31 protein-coding genes are annotated in these 18,515 nt (G+C 58.9%); 3 read left to right on the top strand and 28 right to left on the bottom strand.

What is annotated here, in order from left to right:
• The first annotated feature begins 190 nt into the window (after nt 1-190).
• From msrP to AC07UR_RS29910, 3 genes are all read left to right on the top strand, one after another.
• Nucleotides 191-1,132 carry a protein-methionine-sulfoxide reductase catalytic subunit MsrP gene (msrP, locus tag AC07UR_RS29920; RefSeq protein ID WP_209792799.1) on the top strand — a complete coding sequence of 314 codons (942 nt, stop codon included), beginning with the start codon at nt 191-193 and terminating at the stop codon, nt 1,130-1,132.
• A gap of 2 nt (nt 1,133-1,134) precedes the next feature.
• On the top strand, nt 1,135-1,788 hold the full coding sequence (gene msrQ / locus AC07UR_RS29915) for a protein-methionine-sulfoxide reductase heme-binding subunit MsrQ (protein WP_209792796.1): 654 nt from the start codon (nt 1,135-1,137) through the stop codon (nt 1,786-1,788).
• 149 nt (nt 1,789-1,937) lie between these two features.
• Complete coding sequence (locus AC07UR_RS29910) at nt 1,938-2,537, top strand: histidine phosphatase family protein (protein ID WP_209792794.1); 600 nt, start codon at nt 1,938-1,940, stop codon at nt 2,535-2,537.
• Nucleotides 2,538-2,810: 273 nt separating this feature from the next.
• On the opposite strand, the gene rplQ is transcribed toward AC07UR_RS29910, so the two are convergent.
• The 28 genes from rplQ to AC07UR_RS29770 all read right to left on the bottom strand — a co-directional run.
• Entirely contained in the window at nt 2,811-3,236 is a 426-nt protein-coding gene (rplQ, locus tag AC07UR_RS29905) for a 50S ribosomal protein L17 (protein ID WP_077498418.1), read from the bottom strand.
• Nucleotides 3,237-3,280: 44 nt separating this feature from the next.
• Complete coding sequence (locus AC07UR_RS29900; protein WP_025426686.1) at nt 3,281-4,291, bottom strand: DNA-directed RNA polymerase subunit alpha; 1,011 nt, start codon at nt 4,289-4,291, stop codon at nt 3,281-3,283.
• A 103-nt stretch (nt 4,292-4,394) separates the two neighbouring features.
• Nucleotides 4,395-4,784 carry a 30S ribosomal protein S11 gene (gene rpsK / locus AC07UR_RS29895; RefSeq protein WP_003536496.1) on the bottom strand — a complete coding sequence of 130 codons (390 nt, stop codon included), beginning with the start codon at nt 4,782-4,784 and terminating at the stop codon, nt 4,395-4,397.
• A 228-nt stretch (nt 4,785-5,012) separates the two neighbouring features.
• Entirely contained in the window at nt 5,013-5,381 is a 369-nt protein-coding gene (gene rpsM, locus AC07UR_RS29890; RefSeq protein WP_025426685.1) for a 30S ribosomal protein S13, read from the bottom strand.
• 231 nt (nt 5,382-5,612) lie between these two features.
• Complete coding sequence (locus AC07UR_RS29885; protein WP_173419738.1) at nt 5,613-6,191, bottom strand: adenylate kinase; 579 nt, start codon at nt 6,189-6,191, stop codon at nt 5,613-5,615.
• Complete coding sequence (gene secY, locus AC07UR_RS29880; RefSeq protein ID WP_065785913.1) at nt 6,188-7,528, bottom strand: preprotein translocase subunit SecY; 1,341 nt, start codon at nt 7,526-7,528, stop codon at nt 6,188-6,190. Before secY ends, AC07UR_RS29885 begins: the two co-directional genes overlap by 4 nt.
• 233 nt (nt 7,529-7,761) lie before the next feature.
• Nucleotides 7,762-8,232, bottom strand: a complete 471-nt coding sequence (gene rplO, locus AC07UR_RS29875; RefSeq protein WP_115420480.1) for a 50S ribosomal protein L15 — start codon at nt 8,230-8,232, stop codon at nt 7,762-7,764.
• Nucleotides 8,233-8,245: 13 nt separating this feature from the next.
• Nucleotides 8,246-8,449 (bottom strand): 50S ribosomal protein L30, encoded by a 204-nt coding sequence (gene rpmD / locus AC07UR_RS29870; protein WP_025426681.1) that lies wholly within the window; start codon nt 8,447-8,449, stop codon nt 8,246-8,248.
• 12 nt (nt 8,450-8,461) lie between these two features.
• Nucleotides 8,462-9,031: a 30S ribosomal protein S5 gene (gene rpsE, locus AC07UR_RS29865; RefSeq protein ID WP_025426680.1), complete on the bottom strand. Its 570-nt coding sequence runs from the start codon at nt 9,029-9,031 to the stop codon at nt 8,462-8,464.
• Nucleotides 9,032-9,159: 128 nt separating this feature from the next.
• Nucleotides 9,160-9,522, bottom strand: coding sequence for a 50S ribosomal protein L18 (gene rplR, locus AC07UR_RS29860; RefSeq protein ID WP_025426679.1), 363 nt, complete (start codon nt 9,520-9,522; stop codon nt 9,160-9,162).
• Nucleotides 9,523-9,534: 12 nt separating this feature from the next.
• A complete protein-coding gene (gene rplF / locus AC07UR_RS29855; RefSeq protein WP_112811826.1) occupies nt 9,535-10,068 on the bottom strand; it encodes a 50S ribosomal protein L6 in 534 nt (177 codons plus the stop codon).
• A 40-nt stretch (nt 10,069-10,108) separates the two neighbouring features.
• The gene (rpsH, locus tag AC07UR_RS29850) at nt 10,109-10,507 is read right to left on the bottom strand and encodes a 30S ribosomal protein S8 (protein WP_025426677.1); all 399 of its coding nucleotides are present in this window, start codon (nt 10,505-10,507) and stop codon (nt 10,109-10,111) included.
• A 12-nt stretch (nt 10,508-10,519) separates the two neighbouring features.
• Nucleotides 10,520-10,825: a 30S ribosomal protein S14 gene (gene rpsN, locus AC07UR_RS29845; RefSeq protein WP_025426676.1), complete on the bottom strand. Its 306-nt coding sequence runs from the start codon at nt 10,823-10,825 to the stop codon at nt 10,520-10,522.
• Between the two features lie 34 nt (nt 10,826-10,859).
• The gene (rplE, locus tag AC07UR_RS29840) at nt 10,860-11,417 is read right to left on the bottom strand and encodes a 50S ribosomal protein L5 (protein WP_025426675.1); all 558 of its coding nucleotides are present in this window, start codon (nt 11,415-11,417) and stop codon (nt 10,860-10,862) included.
• On the bottom strand, nt 11,410-11,721 hold the full coding sequence (rplX, locus tag AC07UR_RS29835; protein WP_025426674.1) for a 50S ribosomal protein L24: 312 nt from the start codon (nt 11,719-11,721) through the stop codon (nt 11,410-11,412). Before rplX ends, rplE begins: the two co-directional genes overlap by 8 nt.
• Nucleotides 11,722-11,735: 14 nt before the next feature.
• On the bottom strand, nt 11,736-12,104 hold the full coding sequence (rplN, locus tag AC07UR_RS29830; RefSeq protein ID WP_003536525.1) for a 50S ribosomal protein L14: 369 nt from the start codon (nt 12,102-12,104) through the stop codon (nt 11,736-11,738).
• Between the two features lie 178 nt (nt 12,105-12,282).
• Entirely contained in the window at nt 12,283-12,519 is a 237-nt protein-coding gene (gene rpsQ / locus AC07UR_RS29825) for a 30S ribosomal protein S17 (RefSeq protein WP_025426673.1), read from the bottom strand.
• A gap of 12 nt (nt 12,520-12,531) precedes the next feature.
• Nucleotides 12,532-12,732: a 50S ribosomal protein L29 gene (gene rpmC, locus AC07UR_RS29820; protein ID WP_025426672.1), complete on the bottom strand. Its 201-nt coding sequence runs from the start codon at nt 12,730-12,732 to the stop codon at nt 12,532-12,534.
• Nucleotides 12,733-12,744: 12 nt separating this feature from the next.
• Nucleotides 12,745-13,158, bottom strand: a complete 414-nt coding sequence (gene rplP, locus AC07UR_RS29815; RefSeq protein WP_011975175.1) for a 50S ribosomal protein L16 — start codon at nt 13,156-13,158, stop codon at nt 12,745-12,747.
• A 36-nt stretch (nt 13,159-13,194) separates the two neighbouring features.
• On the bottom strand, nt 13,195-13,908 hold the full coding sequence (rpsC, locus tag AC07UR_RS29810) for a 30S ribosomal protein S3 (protein ID WP_053247115.1): 714 nt from the start codon (nt 13,906-13,908) through the stop codon (nt 13,195-13,197).
• Complete coding sequence (rplV, locus tag AC07UR_RS29805; protein WP_112811827.1) at nt 13,908-14,297, bottom strand: 50S ribosomal protein L22; 390 nt, start codon at nt 14,295-14,297, stop codon at nt 13,908-13,910. Before rplV ends, rpsC begins: the two co-directional genes overlap by 1 nt.
• Nucleotides 14,298-14,299: 2 nt before the next feature.
• Entirely contained in the window at nt 14,300-14,578 is a 279-nt protein-coding gene (rpsS, locus tag AC07UR_RS29800) for a 30S ribosomal protein S19 (protein WP_112811828.1), read from the bottom strand.
• Between the two features lie 15 nt (nt 14,579-14,593).
• A complete protein-coding gene (gene rplB / locus AC07UR_RS29795; protein WP_112811829.1) occupies nt 14,594-15,433 on the bottom strand; it encodes a 50S ribosomal protein L2 in 840 nt (279 codons plus the stop codon).
• A gap of 43 nt (nt 15,434-15,476) precedes the next feature.
• Nucleotides 15,477-15,770: a 50S ribosomal protein L23 gene (locus AC07UR_RS29790; RefSeq protein WP_025426666.1), complete on the bottom strand. Its 294-nt coding sequence runs from the start codon at nt 15,768-15,770 to the stop codon at nt 15,477-15,479.
• The gene (rplD, locus tag AC07UR_RS29785; protein ID WP_112811830.1) at nt 15,767-16,387 is read right to left on the bottom strand and encodes a 50S ribosomal protein L4; all 621 of its coding nucleotides are present in this window, start codon (nt 16,385-16,387) and stop codon (nt 15,767-15,769) included. The genes AC07UR_RS29790 and rplD overlap by 4 nt, the downstream gene beginning before the upstream one ends.
• 12 nt (nt 16,388-16,399) lie before the next feature.
• A complete protein-coding gene (gene rplC / locus AC07UR_RS29780; RefSeq protein ID WP_025426664.1) occupies nt 16,400-17,086 on the bottom strand; it encodes a 50S ribosomal protein L3 in 687 nt (228 codons plus the stop codon).
• 140 nt (nt 17,087-17,226) lie between these two features.
• Nucleotides 17,227-17,535, bottom strand: a complete 309-nt coding sequence (gene rpsJ / locus AC07UR_RS29775) for a 30S ribosomal protein S10 (protein WP_003507767.1) — start codon at nt 17,533-17,535, stop codon at nt 17,227-17,229.
• Between the two features lie 314 nt (nt 17,536-17,849).
• Nucleotides 17,850-18,515 (bottom strand): EF-Tu C-terminal domain-related protein (locus AC07UR_RS29770; RefSeq protein ID WP_268833770.1); only part of this gene is annotated, 666 nt, incomplete at its 5' end.

Here is an 18,515-nt window from a genome sequence, read left to right as displayed (position 1 = left end):
TTCTCCTATTCGTCGCGGCTACGTTCAGATAGGATTTCGCAGGAAAAAAGGCAAACGTCGCCAAGACATACGCAAATCAGTTGGCATCACGCGCAACGCACGAAAACGTGGTTATCCGCCTCTTTCTCAGTGATCGAAACTCTGGTCAGTTTGAGCAGACAAGACCCACACCTTCAAAGCGGAAAAGATCATGCCGGCCTATCGTCCACCGAGAATCGCATCATCCGAAATCACACCGGAGGGCTGCTTTCTTTCACGACGCACTTTTCTGGCAACGACTGCTGGCGCCCTGCTAGTCGCGGGCGCGGGTACTGCCCATGCCGTCGCCCTTGCGGCGCCCAAGGGCAAATACACCGTGGACGAGGACCTGACACCGGAAGCCGACGTCACGGGCTACAACAATTTTTACGAATTCGGGACCGGCAAGGCCGATCCTGCCGCAAACGCGGATGCGTTCAAGCCGACGCCGTGGACCGTGAAGGTCGACGGTCTCGTCGCCAAGCCGAAAGAATTCGGGCTGGAGGAGCTTCTGGCGCTTCCACTCGAAGAACGTGTCTATCGGATGCGGTGCGTCGAAGCCTGGTCGATGGTTATTCCCTGGACCGGATTTCCGCTCGCAGCACTCCTCGACAAGGTCGAGCCGCTCGGCAGTGCCAAGTACGTCTCGTTCGAAACCGTGGTGCGCCCGGAGCAAATGCCCGGCCAATCCGGCTTCTTCCAACCGCTGCCCTGGCCCTACCGCGAAGGCCTGCGCCTCGACGAGGCCCGTCACCCGCTGACCATTCTCTCGGTCGGCGTCTACGGCAAGACCCTGCCCAACCAGAACGGCGCGCCGATCCGGCTCGTCACCCCCTGGAAATACGGCTTCAAGGGTATCAAGTCGATCGTGCGGATCTCGCTGACGGAAACACCGCCACCTTCGACCTGGAACCTCTCGGCGCCCACCGAGTATGGCTTTTACGCCAATGTGAACCCCGCCGTCGACCATCCGCGCTGGAGCCAGGCGACAGAAAACAGGATCGGCGGCGGCGGCTTCTTCGGCGCCAACCGGCGCGACACGCTGCCCTTCAATGGCTATGCAGACGAAGTCGCCGGCCTTTATGCCGGCATGGACCTGAAAGCGAATTTCTGACCATGGCCAAACTGCCAGCCCTGCCAAAACGCTTCCACACGGCGTCCGTCTGGGCACTGTACGGGCTCGGTCTCTGTCCGGCGCTCGTTGCCTTCTATCTCGGCGCGACCGGGCGGCTTCCGGGAAATCCGGTCAAGGAATTCGAGCATCTGCTGGGCATCTGGGCGCTGCGCTTTCTAGTCGCCACGCTGGCGATCACCCCGATCCGCGACCTGTTCGGGACCAACTGGCTGCGCTATCGACGTGCCCTCGGGCTGCTTGCATTCTACTACGTCGTCATGCACTTCCTGGCCTATTTCCTGCTCGACCAGGTCTTGAACATCCCCGCCATCATCGCCGACATTGCTCGGCGCCCGTTCATCACCATCGGGATGGCCGGTCTGGTGATGCTCATTCCGCTGGCGTTGACATCGAACACCTGGTCGATCCGACGCCTTGGCAGCCGCTGGAATCAGTTGCACAAGCTCGCCTATGTCATCGCTGCGGCGGGTGCATTGCATTTTGCCATGTCGGTGAAGGTAGTCGGTCTCGAGCAGATGACCTATCTCGCGCTCGTCGCCTTGCTTTTGGGATGGCGGCTGGTGCGCAAGCCCTATCTGAAGCGCAAACGGCAGGCCAACCCGCCGCACCGACACGCAAAGGATGCCGTAGCGTAGGCGGTGCCCTGCTGAACCTTGAACAAGATGCGTCATGCCGTATCGAAGACTGCCGCCATGACGGGGCGGCCGCTTCGCGCCAATTGCGGTCATCAATCGGCCATGCGACTGTCCATTCTTGTATTTAGTCGTTTAAGAGGGGCATTCGCGTGTCGAATATTTACCTGTTGCGGCATGGTGAAACCGTTTGGAATACACTCGGGAGGTTTCAGGGCCAAAAGGACTCGTCACTTACTCCGCGCGGTATCGATCAGGCAGATTTCGTCGCAAGAATTCTTTTTCACGAGATCGCTGATGCCGCTCAGTCGTCCGTGATGCAAGTCAGTCCCCTTGGCAGAACTCGCGAGACCGCGCGCAGGGTTCAACGTGTGCTTTCCGTCCCAAGCAGCGAAGATGCCCGGCTCATGGAGGTCACGCTTGGCTCATGGGACGGGATGACCACATTTGAGATCAACTCGGAGTTCCCCGGCTATCTCGACGGTTCCGATGCTTTCGATTGGTATTTCAAATCACCTGATGGTGAGAACTTCGACCATGCTTGCAACCGTGCGAAAGCATGGATTGCAGATATCGGACGTCCGACGATAGCGATATCGCACGGGTTGTTCGGGCGAATTATCCGAGGCGTCTACGCAGGCTTATCGAAACGAGAAATGCTGGAACTCCCGGTCCCGCAAGACGGCTTCTATCGTCTCCATGACGGTGTATTTTCCTTCGTCGACGGTTTATGTGTGCCAGCCTCGATATGAGGCCTATTGGCCTCTTGGGGCCAACAGAAGCCGTCGGGCATAGATGGCCCTGTCGGACAATTCCACTTGTAAGAGACCCTCGACCTGGCACTGCCTGTGGCCGTTGGCGTGCTGGTTACATTCGCAAGCGGATCGGCGGCGCAGTGTCTGTACGTCCCGATCAGCGAGGCTGATGGTCTGGCTGCAAGACGCGGCCTCACCGAATGATGGGACATAAAAAAGCGGCCGGGTGACGAACACCCGGCCGCTTTCAATTCAATCAGCCTGAAATAATCAGGCTGCTTCTGCGGCGTCAGCTTCAGCTGCGACGCGAGCGCGATCCTTCGCACCCTTTGCATCGGTGTCGCGGTCAACGAATTCGATGACGGCGAGAGCAGCGTTGTCGCCCTGGCGGAAGCCAGCCTTCATGATGCGCAGGTAGCCGCCGTTGCGGGTGGCGTAGCGCGAAGCGATCGTGTCGAACAGCTTGGCAACGACAACAGCGTCGCGGATCTGCGAGATCGCCTGACGACGAGCATGCAGGTCGCCGCGCTTGCCGAGGGTGACGAGCTTTTCAACGATCGGGCGGATTTCCTTAGCCTTCGGCAGGGTCGTAACGATCTGCTCGTGCTCGATCAGCGAAGCTGCCATGTTGGCAAACATCGCCTTGCGGTGGCTGGCGGTTCTATTCAGCTTGCGGCCGGCTTTACCGTGGCGCATTGCTATTCTCCTTCACTTGCAGGCATCTGCCCGCAGTCTAATGGTTAGTATTGGTCTTCGTAACGCTTTGCGAGATCTTCGATGTTCTCAGGCGGCCAGGACGGCACTTCCATGCCGAGGTGCAGGCCCATGGAAGCGAGAACTTCCTTGATTTCGTTCAGCGACTTGCGACCAAAATTCGGCGTGCGGAGCATTTCTGCTTCGGTCTTCTGAATGAGGTCGCCAATGTAGACGATGTTGTCGTTCTTCAGGCAGTTGGCCGAACGGACGGAAAGCTCCAGTTCGTCGACCTTCTTGAGAAGCGCCGGGTTGAAGGCGAGTTCGGTGACAGCCTCTTCCTCTGCTTCCTTCTGCGGCTCGTCGAAGTTGACGAAAACCGACAGCTGGTCCTGAAGGATACGGGCCGCAAACGCGATCGCATCTTCACCGGTGACGGAACCGTCCGTCTCGATGGACATCGTCAGCTTGTCATAATCAAGAACCTGGCCTTCGCGGGTGTTCTCCACCTTGTACGAGACCTTCTTGACCGGCGAGTACAGGCTGTCGACCGGGATGAGGCCGATCGGAGCATCTTCCGAACGGTTGCGGTCAGCCGGAACGTAGCCCTTGCCGTTGTTGACGGTGAACTCCATGCGGATTTCAGCGCCCTCGTCGAGGGTGCAGATCACATGGTTCGGGTTGAGGATTTCGATGTCGCCAACCGTCTGGATGTCACCGGCGGTTACAACGCCCGGACCCTGCTTGCGCACAACCATGCGCTTTGCGTCGTCGCCATCCATCTTGATGGCGATTTCCTTGATGTTGAGCACGATGTCCGTCACGTCTTCCCGGACGCCCGGGATAGAGGAGAACTCATGCAGGACGCCGTCGATCTGCACCGCGGTGACAGCAGCACCGCGAAGCGACGACAACAGCACGCGACGAAGCGCGTTGCCGAGCGTCAGACCAAAGCCGCGTTCAAGCGGTTCCGCGACCAACGTTGCCTTGGTGCGGCCCGAGGAGATGAACTCCACCTTGTTCGGCTTGATCAGTTCCTGCCAATTTTTCTGGATCATGTTTTGTGCCTTCCGTTCGTTGTCACCATCCAATCGTGACAACCGAGCCCCGAAGTCCGGGAGCGCGCCGAAGCGCCCTCACCGGCATTTTGAACGCAAATGATCAGACGCGGCGCTTCTTGCGCGGGCGGCAACCGTTGTGCGGGATCGGGGTCACATCGCGGATCGAGGTGATCATGAAGCCCGCTGCCTGCAGTGCGCGAAGAGCGGATTCACGACCGGAACCTGGGCCGCAAACTTCGACTTCAAGCGACTTCATGCCGTGTTCCTGAGCCTTCTTGGCGCAGTCTTCAGCGGCGATCTGAGCGGCAAACGGGGTCGACTTACGCGAGCCCTTGAAACCCTTCGCACCGGCAGACGACCAGGCAATTGCGTTGCCCTGTGCGTCGGTGATGGTGATCATGGTGTTGTTGAACGACGAATTGACGTGCGCTACGCCAGACGTGATGTTCTTGCGTTCGCGACGGCGAACGCGGGTGGCTTCCTTGGCCATAGGATCCCTTTCTTAGATCTCTGCACCGCCGTAATTCCAGCGGCTCCACCGGGAAAGGAATTTTCGTCCCCTGCCCTGCTTCTTTAGTTTCATCCAGGACCGGAGGAACCGGCCCTGCAGGTATTTCACGAAACCGGTCCGGCTCCGCGACGGTCGGGCATCGCCCTTCCCAAACTGCAAAAGGAGGCCGGCGCGTGCGCCAGCCTCCCAATCTCCCTATTCGGGAAATTACTTCTTCTTACCGGCGATCGCCTTTGCCGGACCCTTGCGGGTGCGGGCATTGGTGTGGGTACGCTGACCGCGCACCGGCAGGCTGCGGCGATGACGCAGGCCGCGGTAGCAGCCCAGGTCCATCAGACGCTTGATGTTCATCGACGTGTCACGACGCAGGTCACCTTCAACCTGGTAGTCGCGGTCGATCGTTTCACGGATCTGAAGAACTTCAGCATCCGTCAACTGATGCACGCGGCGATCAGCCGGAATACCGACCTTCTCGACGATTTCCTGTGCGAATTTCGGTCCGATCCCGTGAATGTAGGTCAGCGCGATAACAACGCGCTTTGCCGTCGGGATGTTGACGCCAGCGATACGTGCCACGTCTATTCTCCTTGCGTTCCAGTTGCCATCCGGCAATAGGTGCTTCGTTACGCGACCTCAAGAGCCGCACGTTGATTGAGGTTCGAGACACGTCAAAAACGACCGTACCCGGACTTCGTTTCGTTGAAGACCGCGCCGATCGCTCCCATGTCGCGAGTTGGCGCTGTCTTTGGCGGAATCAGCCGGAAAAGTCAACTCCCCGGCGGTTCCTTTTCGGCAAAGACCCAGGGTCTAAGCCAGAATCTTCTCGATCTGTGCTGTCACGGCGTCCACATCGGCCATGCCATCAATCGTCTTCAGCTCACCAGTGCCGGCATAGTGCTCCGACAAAGGTGCGGTCTTTTCGCGATATTCCGTAAGCCGACGCTTGAAGGCTTCCGGATTGTCGTCCGATCTAACCGAGCCGCCCGCAGCGATGGTTTCCGCTACGCGATTCTCCATGCGCTTTACAAGCGCCGTCTCGTCGACCTTGAGCTCGATCACGGCGTCGAGCTTCAAGCCCTTGCCTTTGAGCATCTGGCCGAGAGCGACCGCCTGCGGAACCGTGCGCGGATATCCATCGAGGATAAAGCCGTTGGCACAATCCGGCGCATCGATCCGGTCCGACACGATCTCATTGACGATCGCATCAGAAACGAGCTGGCCGGCGTCCATGACAGCCTTGGCCCGCTTGCCGACTTCGGTCGCCTGGGCGACGGCCGCCCGCAACATGTCACCTGTGGAAAGCTGCGGAATACCGTACCTCTCCGTCAGAAGCTTGGCTTGCGTCCCCTTGCCAGCTCCGGGCGGTCCCAAAAAAATCAGTCTCATCGTCCCCTCTTCCCTCCGCGCAGCTTCGACTTCTTGATCAGCCCCTCATACTGCTGAGCAATGAGGTGACCCTGGATCTGTGCTACCGTATCAAGGGTAACGCTGACAACAATCAAAAGCGACGTACCACCAAGGTAGAACGGCACGCCGGTCTGCGCGATGAGAATTTCAGGCAGAATGCAGACGAAGATCAGGTAGATCGCGCCAAGCACGGTGATGCGCGTCAGGACGTAATCGATGTATTCGGCGGTGCGCTCGCCCGGACGGATGCCTGGAATGAAGCCACCGTGCTTCTTCAGATTGTCGGCCGTGTCCTTCGGATTGAAGACGATGGCCGTGTAGAAGAAGGCGAAGAACGCGATCATGCCGCCGTAGAGCACCATGTAGAGCGGCTGGCCGTGGCCAAGCGCGCTAACGATCGACGTCGCCCAGCCAGGCAGCGTCGCGGTGTTGGCAAAGCCTGCAAGCGTTGCCGGCAGCAGCAGCAGCGACGACGCGAAGATCGCTGGGATAACGCCCGCGGTGTTGAGCTTCAGCGGCAGGTGCGAGGTGTCGCCCTGGAACATGCGGTTGCCGACCTGGCGCTTCGGATACTGGATCAGAAGCCGGCGCTGGGCGCGTTCGACGAAGACGATGAGCGCGATGACGGCAACAATCATGACGATGATCGCCAGAATCAGAGGGGTCGACAGCGCGCCGGTGCGGCCAAGTTCGAGCGTGCCGGCAAGAGCCGTCGGCAGATGGGCGACGATACCGGCAAAGATGATCAGCGAGATGCCGTTGCCGATACCACGCGACGTAATCTGCTCGCCGAGCCACATCAGGAACATCGTGCCGCCAAGCAGCGAGATAACCGTGGAAATGCGGAAGAACCAGCCCGGATCGTTGACGAGGCCGTTGCCGCTCTCGAGGCCGACGGCAATGCCATAGGCCTGCATGACGCCGAGAAGCACCGTGCCGTAACGGGTGTACTGGTTGATGATCTTACGACCCTGCTCGCCTTCCTTCTTCAGCTGTTCCAGCGCCGGAACGACGGAGGTCATCAGCTGAACGATGATCGAAGCAGAGATATAGGGCATGATGCCGAGCGCGAAGATCGCCATGCGCTCCACTGCACCGCCCGAAAACATGTTGAAGAGGCCGAGGATACCGCCGCTCTGGCCCTGGAAGGCCTGCGCGAACGCGTCCGGATTAAGGCCTGGCAGCGGGATATAGGTGCCAAGACGGTAGACCAAAAGCGCACCAAGCGTGAACCACAGTCGTTTCTTCAGATCTTCCGCCTTGGCGAAAGTCGAGAAATTCAGGTTCGAGGCGAGCTGTTCCGCTGCAGAAGCCATGCAATTCTCCGCGTACCAAATCTCGGAATCAGCGGGAGTACCCTGTCCGTTCCGGAAGGACTAACTTTTCGTCTTGAAAACCGGACGCGAGGCGATTGTGTCTGCAATCGGATGCCTCACCGTGGTTTCCGCTATGTCCGCCGAGGCGAGCGATTCGCCATCGCGGACGTGAGGCTCACATATGGGAGCAAAACCGCCCGGAGTGAAGCACCCCGGGCGGTTGATCAGTAATATTATTCGGCAGCAGCCGAAAGCAGCTTGATGGAGCCGCCAGCCTTTTCGATCTTTTCGATCGCCGACTTGGAAGCGCCTGCAACTTCGAGCGAGATCTTAGCCTTCAGTTCGCCATCGGCCAGCACGCGAACGCCGTCCTTTTCGCGACGGATCACGCCGGCAGCCTTGAGAGCTGCTGCATCGACGGACTTCGAAGCGTCAAGCTTCTTGGCGTCGATTGCCGTCTGGATGCGGCCGAGCGACACGACAACAAACTCCGAAGCGAAGATGTTGTTGAAGCCGCGCTTCGGCAGACGACGGTAGATTGGCATCTGGCCGCCTTCGAAGCCGTTGATGGCAACGCCCGAACGAGCCTTCTGACCCTTCACACCGCGACCGGCAGTCTTGCCGGAGCCGGAGCCGATGCCGCGGCCAAGACGCTTGCGGTTCTTGGTCGAGCCTTCGTTGTCCTTGATTTCATTCAGTTTCATGAGCTTATCCCCCTCACTTCTCGTCGACGACGCGAACGAGGTGCTGGACCGACCGGATCATGCCGCGAACAGCTGGTGTATCTTCCAGCGTGCGAACCCGGTGCATCTTGTTGAGGCCCAGGCCGATAAGCGTCTGACGCTGTACGGCCGGACGGCGAATGGGGCTACCGATCTGCTCGACGGTAACCGTCTTCGCAGCGTTTTCTTTCTTAGCCATCTGTCAGCTCCCTTATTCTTCGGAAGCAGCGCCGGAGGAAACACGACGAGCCTGGAGCGTGGCGTACTTCATGCCGCGCTGAGCTGCGATGTCCTTCGGGTGCATCTGGTTCTTGAGGGCGTCGAACGTTGCACGAACCATGTTGTACGGGTTCGACGAGCCGGTCGACTTAGCGACGACGTCATGAACGCCGAGCGTCTCGAAGACGGCGCGCATCGGACCACCAGCGATGATACCGGTACCGGCCTTGGCCGAACGCAGCAGCACCTTGCCGGCGCCGTGACGGCCGTGAACGTCGTGATGCAGGGTACGACCACCACGCAGCGGGACGAAGATCAGGTCGCGCTTGGCGGCTTCCGTTGCCTTGCGGATGGCTTCCGGCACTTCGCGCGCCTTGCCATGACCGAAGCCAACGCGGCCCTTCTGGTCGCCAACGACGACGAGAGCTGCGAAACCGAAACGACGACCGCCCTTCACCACCTTGGCGACGCGGTTAATTGCTACGAGCTTATCGACAAATTCGCTGTCGCGCTCTTCGCGGTTCTGGCGATCTTCGCGAGAACCCCTTCTTTCCTGTGCCATTGTCCTTTTCCTTTTTCTTTTCCGGGTGCAATCGGCAGATTGACAAAAGTCGCCCCCGTCACATGGATCGGAAGCGACCGGAAACTCATGAAGGTGCCAGGCGGACACAAAGCCCGCCTGGCAACCGATCAGAAGTTCAGACCACCTTCACGTGCAGCTTCGGCCAAAGCCTTGATGCGACCGTGATAGATGAAGGCGCCACGATCAAAGACAACGTCCTTGACGCCAGCCTTTACGGCGCGCTCAGCGATGAGCTTGCCGACGGCAGCTGCTGCTGCCGCGTCAGCGCCCGTCTTCAAAGACGAACGCAGATCGGTGTCGAGCGTGGAGGCAGACGCAAGCGTCTTGCCGGCCACGTCGTCGATAACCTGTACGTAGATGTTCTTCGACGAGCGATGAACCGACAGGCGCGGACGGCCATTCGCGACCGCCTTGATTTGACGGCGCACGCGGTTGGCGCGACGCACAAGAGTATCTTTCCTGCTAGCCATTTCGCGTGATCCTTACTTCTTCTTGCCTTCTTTGCGGACAATCCGCTCTTCGGCATACTTGACGCCCTTGCCCTTGTAGGGCTCGGGGCCGCGGTATTCGCGGATTTCCGCTGCAACCTGGCCGACCTGCTGCTTGTTGATGCCGGAGACGATGATTTCCGTCGGCTTCGGTACAGCGATCGTGATGCCTTCCGGCGTCTGGTAGACGACGTCGTGGCTGAAACCGAGTGCCAGCTGCAGGTTCTTGCCCTGCAGCGACGCGCGGTAACCAACGCCGTTGATTTCGAGCTTGCGCTCGTAACCGTCCTTGACGCCCTTCAGGATGTTTTCGATCATCGTGCGGGACATGCCCCACTTCGAACGAGCATCCTTGCTCTGGTTGAGCGGCTGTACAACAACCGCGTTTTCTTCGAGAGCGACCGAAACTTCGTCGTTTGCAACAAAGAACAGTTCGCCCTTAGGGCCCTTCGCCGTTACCTTCTGGCCATCCACGCTTGCCGTGACGCCTGCAGGAACTTGAACGGGCTTCTTACCGATACGAGACATTTTTATACCTGTCTGTTCGCTATGGAGATCATGTTACGTCTTAGAAGACGGAGCAAAGAATCTCGCCACCAACATTCTGTTCGCGTGCCTGATGATCGGCCATCACACCCTTCGGAGTCGAAAGGATGGTGATGCCGAGGCCGTTCGCGACCTGCGGAATGGACTTAACCGAGACATAAACTCGGCGGCCCGGCTTGGAAACGCGTCCGATCTCACGGATTACGGAAGCGCCTTCGTAGTACTTCAGTTCGATGTTCAGCTCGGCCTTGCCGTTGCCAAATACGACTTCAGAGTATCCACGGATGTAGCCTTCAGCCTGAAGGACATCCAGAACACGTGCGCGGAGCTTCGAAGCCGGCGTGGAAACGCTCGACTTGCGGCGTGCCGCGCCGTTACGGATACGGGTGAGCATATCGCCCAGCGGATCAGTCATTGCCATGTGCCCGTCTCCTTACCAGCTCGACTTGACAATACCCGGCACGCGGCCAGAGTTGCCCAGTTCGCGAAGCGCAATACGCGACATGCGAAGTTTACGATAGTAGGCGCGCGGACGGCCCGTAACTTCACAACGGTTGCGGATGCGGGTCTTGGATCCATCACGCGGCAGTTCAGCCAGCTTGATGGTTGCCTTGAACCGCTCTTCGATCGGCAGAGACTGGTTCATGATGATTGCCTTAAGAGCGGCGCGCTTAGAGGCTTGCCCGGCAACCAGTTTGCGGCGGCGCTTGTTCTTTTCAACTGCGCTCGTTTTCGCCATAACAGTTATCCTTCTTTACGCTTGTCGTTACGGATTACTGACGGAACGGGAAGTTGAACTCTGTGAGCAGAGCGCGTGCTTCGTCGTCGTTAGTAGCCGTCGTGCAAACGATGATGTCCATGCCCCACATCTGATCAACCTTGTCGTAGTTGATCTCAGGGAACACAATGTGCTCCTTGACGCCCATGGCGAAGTTGCCACGGCCATCGAAGGACTTCGGGTTGAGGCCACGGAAGTCGCGAACGCGCGGAAGAGCGATGTTCACGAGACGATCCAGGAACTCATACATCCGAACGCCGCGCAGGGTAACCTTGGCACCAATCGGCATGCCTTCGCGCAGCTTGAAGCCAGCGATCGAGTTGCGAGCGCGGGTGATTACCGGCTTCTGACCAGCAATCGCAGCGAGGTCGGCAGCTGCGACGGTCGGCTTCTTCGAGTCGCCAGTCGATTCGCCAACACCCATGTTGATGACGATCTTGTCGAGGCGCGGGATCTGCATTTCGTTGGCGTAGGAGAACTTCTCCTGCATAGCCGCACGAATACGCTCGACATATTCCTTCTTGAGCCGGGGCTCATAAGCGGACTTAGCCATCGATCACTACTCCCGAACGCTTGGCCACGCGGACCTTCTTGTCACCGTCGATCTTGAAGCCGACGCGGGTCGGCTTGCCGTCCTTCGGATCGGCAATCGCGATGTTCGAAAGATGGATCGAGGCTTCCTTGTTGATGATGCCGGCTTCCTGGCTCTGGGTCTGGCGCTGGTGACGCTTCACCATGTTTACGCCACGCACTACAGCCCGATCTTCCTTCGGCATTACCTGTACGACTTCGCCGGTACGACCCTTGTCCTTACCGGTGAGAACGACGACCTTGTCGCCTTTACGAATCTTTTGCATCTCTCAACGCTCCCTTAGAGTACTTCCGGAGCCAGCGAGATGATCTTCATGTGGTTCTTGGCGCGAAGTTCGCGCGGAACCGGTCCGAAGATACGGGTGCCGATCGGCTCTTTCTTGTTATCGATAAGAACGGCTGCGTTTGTGTCAAAACGAATGACGCTGCCATCCGCACGGCGGATGTCTTTCGCGGTGCGAACGACAACAGCCTTCATGACATCACCCTTCTTCACGCGGCCGCGCGGAATGGCTTCCTTGATCGAAACGACGATGATGTCGCCGATCGACGCGTACTTACGCTTGGAGCCGCCCAGCACCTTGATGCACATGACACGACGTGCGCCGGAATTATCCGCCACGTCGAGGTTTGTTTGCATCTGAATCATGTCAGGTCGCCTTCTTGTTGTTACCGGGCCGGTTGGGTCTAGACCCCCTCGCCCGGCTTATTGTGCCTATCTCAAAGCAAAAGAACGCCCGGACTCGAGCGTTCCTTCACTTCAATTGCGTGCTTCATACAGGTATTTGCCCAAGACGCAAGGGTCTCGCGGTCAAATCCCGCAGAAATCAAGCCTGGGCGGCAACCACCGTCCAGCGCTTATCCTTGGAGATCGGCGCGCATTCCTCGATGGAAACAACGTCACCAACCTTGTACTGGTTGTTTTCGTCGTGCGCCTTGTACTTCTTCGAACGGCGGACGGTCTTCTGGAGAATCGGGTGCGCAAAGCGGCGCTCGACCCTTACGACGACGGTCTTGTCGTTCTTGTCGCTGACAACAGTGCCCTGCAGAATGCGTTTCGGCATATTTTGTGGTCCTTAGGCCTTGGCTTCTGCCGCCTTCTGGCGGGCAATTGTTTTGACGCGTGCGATGTCCTTACGGACTTCGTCGATACGCGACGACTTTTCGAGCTGGCCGGTTGCCTTCTGGAAACGCAGATTGAACTGCTCTTTCTTCAGCTTGGCAAGCTCTTCGTTGAGTTGATCGGCGCTCAAAGCGCGAACATCTGCGGCTTTCATGAGATTCACTCCTTACTCTGCGATACGCTGCACGAAGCGCGTCTTGACAGAGAGCTTGGCAGCACCAAGACGAAGTGCCTCACGGGCGAGTTCTTCGCTGACACCATCGATCTCGAACATCATACGACCAGGCTTGACCTTGCATGCCCAGTATTCGACCGAGCCCTTACCCTTACCCATGCGGACTTCGGTAGGCTTGGCTGTGACCGGAACGTCAGGGAACACACGGATCCAGACGCGGCCGGCGCGCTTCATGTGACGCGTGATCGCGCGGCGGGCCGCTTCGATCTCGCGCGCATTGACGCGGTTTGGTTCTTGAGCCTTCAGGCCGAATTCACCAAAGGCAAGATCAGATCCGCCCTTGGCTACGCCCTTGATGCGGCCCTTGAATTGCTTGCGATACTTCGTACGCTTTGGCTGCAACATTTTTTTAATTCTCCGATATTGGCTGCCAGACGCGTGTTACGCGTTTTCGCGACGACGGTCTCTGCTGCTGCCGCCCTGATTGTCACTCTCGATGGCGCGACGCTCGGAGGCCATCGGATCGTGCTCAAGGATTTCGCCCTTGAAGATCCAGACCTTGATGCCGCAGATACCGAAAGCGGTTTCAGCTTCAGACGTGCCGTAGTCGATGTCCGCACGCAGCGTGTGCAGCGGAACGCGACCTTCGCGGTACCATTCGGTACGAGCGATTTCGGCACCACCGAGACGACCGGCGCAGGTGATCTTGATGCCTTCGGCGCCAAGACGCATTGCCGACTGAACAGCGCGCTTCATCGCACGGCGGAAAGCCACGCGGCGCTCGAGCTGCTGAGCGATCGACTGAGCAACGAGGGTTGCGTCAACTTCCGGCTTGCGCACTTCAACGATGTTGAGGTGGGTTTCGGAGTTGGTCATCTCGGAAAGCTTCTTGCGGAGCTTTTCGATGTCTGCACCCTTCTTGCCGATGATCAGACCCGGGCGAGCCGAGTGGATCGTCACGCGGCACTTCTTGTGCGGACGCTCGATCACGACCTTGGCGATGCCAGCGGCCTTCAGCTCTTCCATCAGGTAAGCGCGGATCTTCAGGTCTTCATGCAGAAGCTGACCGTATTCCGCGTTATCAGCGAACCAACGGCTATCCCAGGTCCGGTTGATGCCGAGACGGAAACCGATCGGATTAATCTTCTGGCCCATTATGCAGCCTCCCCTTTGGCTTCCACTTCACGAACGATGATCGTCAAGTGAGAGAACGGCTTCTCAACACGCGATGCACGGCCGCGACCACGAGCGTGGAAGCGCTTCATCACAATCGACTTGCCAACATACGCCTCGGCAACGATGAGCGAATCAACGTCGAGGTCGTGGTTGTTCTCAGCGTTTGCGATCGCGGATTCAAGCGTCTTCTTGACCGTCTCGGAGATCCGCTTGCGCGAGAACTCGAGTTCGGCCAGAGCGCGCTCGACCTTCTTGCCGCGGATCATCGCGGCAACCAGGTTGAGCTTCTGGGGGCTGACGCGGATCGTGCGCGCAATTGCCTGCGCTTCATTATCCTTCAGCCGGCGTTCGGCTTTTGCCTTGCCCATTGTTACTTCCTCTTTGCCTTCTTGTCCGCACCGTGACCGTAATAGGTCCGGGTCGGAGAGAATTCGCCAAACTTGTGGCCGACCATGTCTTCATTGACGCTGACCGGAACGTGCTTGCTGCCGTTGTAGACGCCGAAGGTGAGGCCGACAAACTGCGGAAGGATCGTGGAGCGACGGCTCCACATCTTGATCACTTCGTTACGACCGCCTTCGCGGACCTTCTCAGCCTTCTTGAGAAGATAGCCGTCAACGAACGGACCTTTCCATACTGAACGAGTCATTCGAGACTTCCTCTCTTACTTCTTCTTCTGGTGGCGCGAGCGCATGATGAACTTGTCGGTCGACTTGTTCGAGCGCGTCCGCTTACCCTTCGTGGGCTTGCCCCACGGGGTAACCGGGTGACGACCACCGGATGTGCGGCCTTCACCACCGCCGTGCGGATGGTCAACCGGGTTCATGACGACGCCGCGAACGTGCGGCTTCTTGCCGCGCCAACGCGAACGACCAGCCTTACCGTCATTGATGTTGCCGTGGTCGGGGTTCGACACGGCGCCGATCGATGCCAGGCACGAACCGTGCACCAGGCGCTGCTCGCCAGAGTTCAGGCGGAGGATCGCCATGCCCTGGTCACGACCAACGAGCTGAGCGTAGGTACCGGCCGAACGAGCGAGCTGACCACCCTTGCCCGGCTTCATTTCCACGTTGTGGATGATGGAGCCGACCGGGATGAACTGCAGCGGCATGGTGTTGCCGGGCTTCACGTCGACGGCTGCCTTGCCAGAAGCGATGACCTTGTCGCCGGCAGCGAGGCGCTGCGGAGCGAGGATATAGGCCTGTTCGCCATCGGCGTAGGTGATCAGCGCGATGAACGCGGTGCGGTTCGGGTCATATTCCAGACGCTCGACGGTGCCTTCGACGTCGAACTTGCGACGCTTGAAGTCGACCAGACGGTAGGTCCGCTTGTGACCGCCGCCCTGGAAGCGAACGGTAATACGGCCGAGGTTGTTGCGACCGCCCTTGGAGTGCAAACCTTCGGTCAGCGCCTTGACCGGCTTGCCCTTGTAGAGGCCGGACCGGTCAACGATGACCAGCTGGCGCTGGCTCGGGGTCGTCGGATTGAAACTTTTCAATGCCATTTTATTGTTCCCTTTTGGGTTTTTACCCTAATGGGCCTATCCGTTAGAGACCGGTGGAGACGTCGATGGACTGACCGTCGGCGAGCGTGATGATCGCCTTCTTCACGTCCTTCTGCTTCCCGGTAAAGCCGCGGAAGCGCTTGGTCTTGCCCTTGCGGACGAGCGTGTTCACGGCCGTAACCTTGACGCCGAACAGTGCTTCGACAGCAGCCTTGATTTCAGGCTTCGAAGCGCCCTTGGCGACGTTGAAGACGATCTGGTTCTGTTCGGAAACCAGCGTCGACTTTTCAGTGATCGAGGGGGACACGATCACGTCGTAGTGGCGAAGATCCGTCATTTGAACCGCTCCTCCAGAGCTTCCACGGCAGCCTTGGAAAGCACGAGCTTGCCACGGCGCAGAATGTCGTAAACGTTGATGCCCTGAACCGGCAGAACGTCCACATTCGGAATGTTCTGAGCGGCGAGCTTGAAGTTGTTCTCGATTTCGGCGCCACCGATGATCAGAGCATTGGTCAGGCCCAGCGAGGCGAAAACGCCTGCGAGGGTCTTGGTCTTTGCTTCTGCGGCAACGAGATCGTCGAGGACGATGATGTTTTCAGCCTTCAGCTTGGCAGACAGAGCGTGGCGAAGGCCGAGTGCACGAACCTTCTTCGGCAGGTCATGGGCGTGGCTGCGAACAACCGGGCCATGAGCCTTACCACCACCACGGAACTGCGGCGCGCGAGCGGAGTGGTGGCGGGCGCGGCCCGTACCCTTCTGCTTGTACATCTTTGCGCCGGTGCGCGAAACTTCTGCGCGGCCCTTCGACTTGTGCGTGCCCTGCTGCTTCTTGGCGAGCTGCCAGCGAACGACGCGGGCAATGATGTCTTCACGGGGTTCGAGACCGAAAATGGCGTCCGAAAGGGAAACCTTTCCCGCGTCCTTGCCCTCGAGGGTTTTGACGGTGAGATCCATAATTCGGCTCCCTTACTTGGATGCTTCGGCGCGCACGGCCGCGGGGCGCGGTGCGCCTTCCGGGGTGCCCGACTTGATGGCGTCACGAACGACGATCCAGGCACCCTTGGAGCCGGGGACTGCGCCCTTGACCAGGATCAGACCACGATCTTCGTCGGTCGATACGACTTCGAGGTTCTGCGTGGTGACGCGCGTCTGGCCCATATGACCAGCCATGCGCTTGCCCTTCCAGACGCGACCCGGATCCTGGTTGGAGCCGGTCGAACCATGCGAGCGGTGCGATACGGAAACGCCGTGCGTTGCACGAAGGCCGCCGAAGTTGTGGCGCTTGATGGCGCCGGCAAAGCCCTTACCGATCGTGGTACCGGTAACGTCGACGAGCTGGCCCGCAACGAAATGGTTTGCGGTCAGTTCGGAGCCGATGTCGATCAGATTGTCCGCGGAAACGCGGAATTCGACGAGCTTCGCCTTCGGTTCGACGTTGGCGGCAGCAAAGTGGCCGCGCATCGCCTTCGGCGTATTCTTGACCTTGGCAGTGCCGGCGCCCAACTGGACAGCGGTATAGCCGTTCTTGTCGTCCGTGCGCTGGGCTACCACCTGGCAGTTTTCCAGCCGCAATACTGTTACCGGGATATGCTCGCCGGCGTCGTTGTAGACGCGCGTCATTCCCACTTTCTGTGCAATCACACCTGAACGCATCGGTTCATTCCTCTTGAGAGTTAACGATGGGGCGAACCCCCTCGCATCTCTTGTTTAAGGTCTCCCTCTGCTCCTTGCGGAACGTCGGGTCGCCCGTTTCTGGAAGCCGTTGGACCGAAGTCCACGTACCTTCCTTGTTATTAAAGCTTAATTTCCACGTCGACGCCGGCAGCGAGGTCGAGCTTCATCAGCGCGTCAACGGTCTGCGGGGTCGGATCTACGATATCGAGAAGGCGCTTGTGGGTACGCATTTCGAACTGTTCGCGGCTCTTCTTGTCGACGTGCGGCGAACGGTTGACCGTAAATTTTTCAATGCGCGTCGGCAGCGGTACTGGACCGCGCACGCTGGCACCGGTGCGCTTGGCCGTCGAGACGATTTCGCGCGTCGAGGCATCGAGGATCCGGTGATCAAACGCCTTGAGGCGGATGCGGATGTTCTGGCCGTTCATACGACTTATCCTTGTTCATGTTAGTTGCGGTTTCCGTGGAGAAACGCGCATTGAACTTCGTTTGATGTTCGGCCAGTCCGCTAATTTTTCAAAGATCGGAGGGACAAGGTTTCCCCTGCCCCTTCCTATTTGAGCGGCCGTGGCCGGCCTGTACTTTCGCGTTCGCACAATGCCGACGCACCATGCAAATCACGCTTGCGCGCCATTTGCACTATTTCGGCGTCGTCGGCAAGCCGTGCGACCAACTAAATCTTGCTGGGCGGCTATGTCCGGGGCGCATACCGATGCGCCCCGCCCATTCCGCCCGTCGTCGATTACTCGACGATCGAAGCGACGATGCCGGCGCCGACGGTGCGGCCGCCTTCGCGGATAGCGAAGCGCAGCTTTTCTTCCATCGCGATCGGAACGATCAGCTCAACGGCAACGGTGACGTTGTCGCCAGGCATAACCATTTCCGTGCCTTCCGGAAGCGTCACGATACCGGTCACGTCCGTCGTACGGAAGTAGAACTGCGGACGGTAGTTCGTGAAGAACGGCGTATGACGGCCGCCTTCTTCCTTCGTCAGGATGTAGGCTTCAGCCATGAACTTCTTGTGCGGCTTGACCGAACCCGGCTTGCACAGGATCTGGCCACGCTCAACGCCGTCACGGTTAACACCACGAACCAGCGCGCCGATGTTGTCGCCGGCCTGGCCCTGGTCGAGCAGCTTGCGGAACATTTCAACGCCCGTAACCGTCGTCTTCGACGTGTCGCGGATGCCGACGATTTCAACTTCTTCGCCAACCTTGACGATGCCGCGCTCAACGCGACCGGTCACAACCGTACCACGGCCCGAGATCGAGAACACGTCTTCGATCGGCATCAGGAACGGAAGGTCGATCGGACGCTCAGGCGTCGGGATGTAGGCGTCGACAGCGGCCATCAGCTCGCGGATCGCGTCTTCACCGATCTTCTTGTCGGAATCTTCAAGAGCAGCAAG

Source organism: Ensifer sp. GW821-FHT05G01 (assembly GCF_059419585.1).
This window is presented reverse-complemented; position numbering and strand designations above follow the sequence as displayed.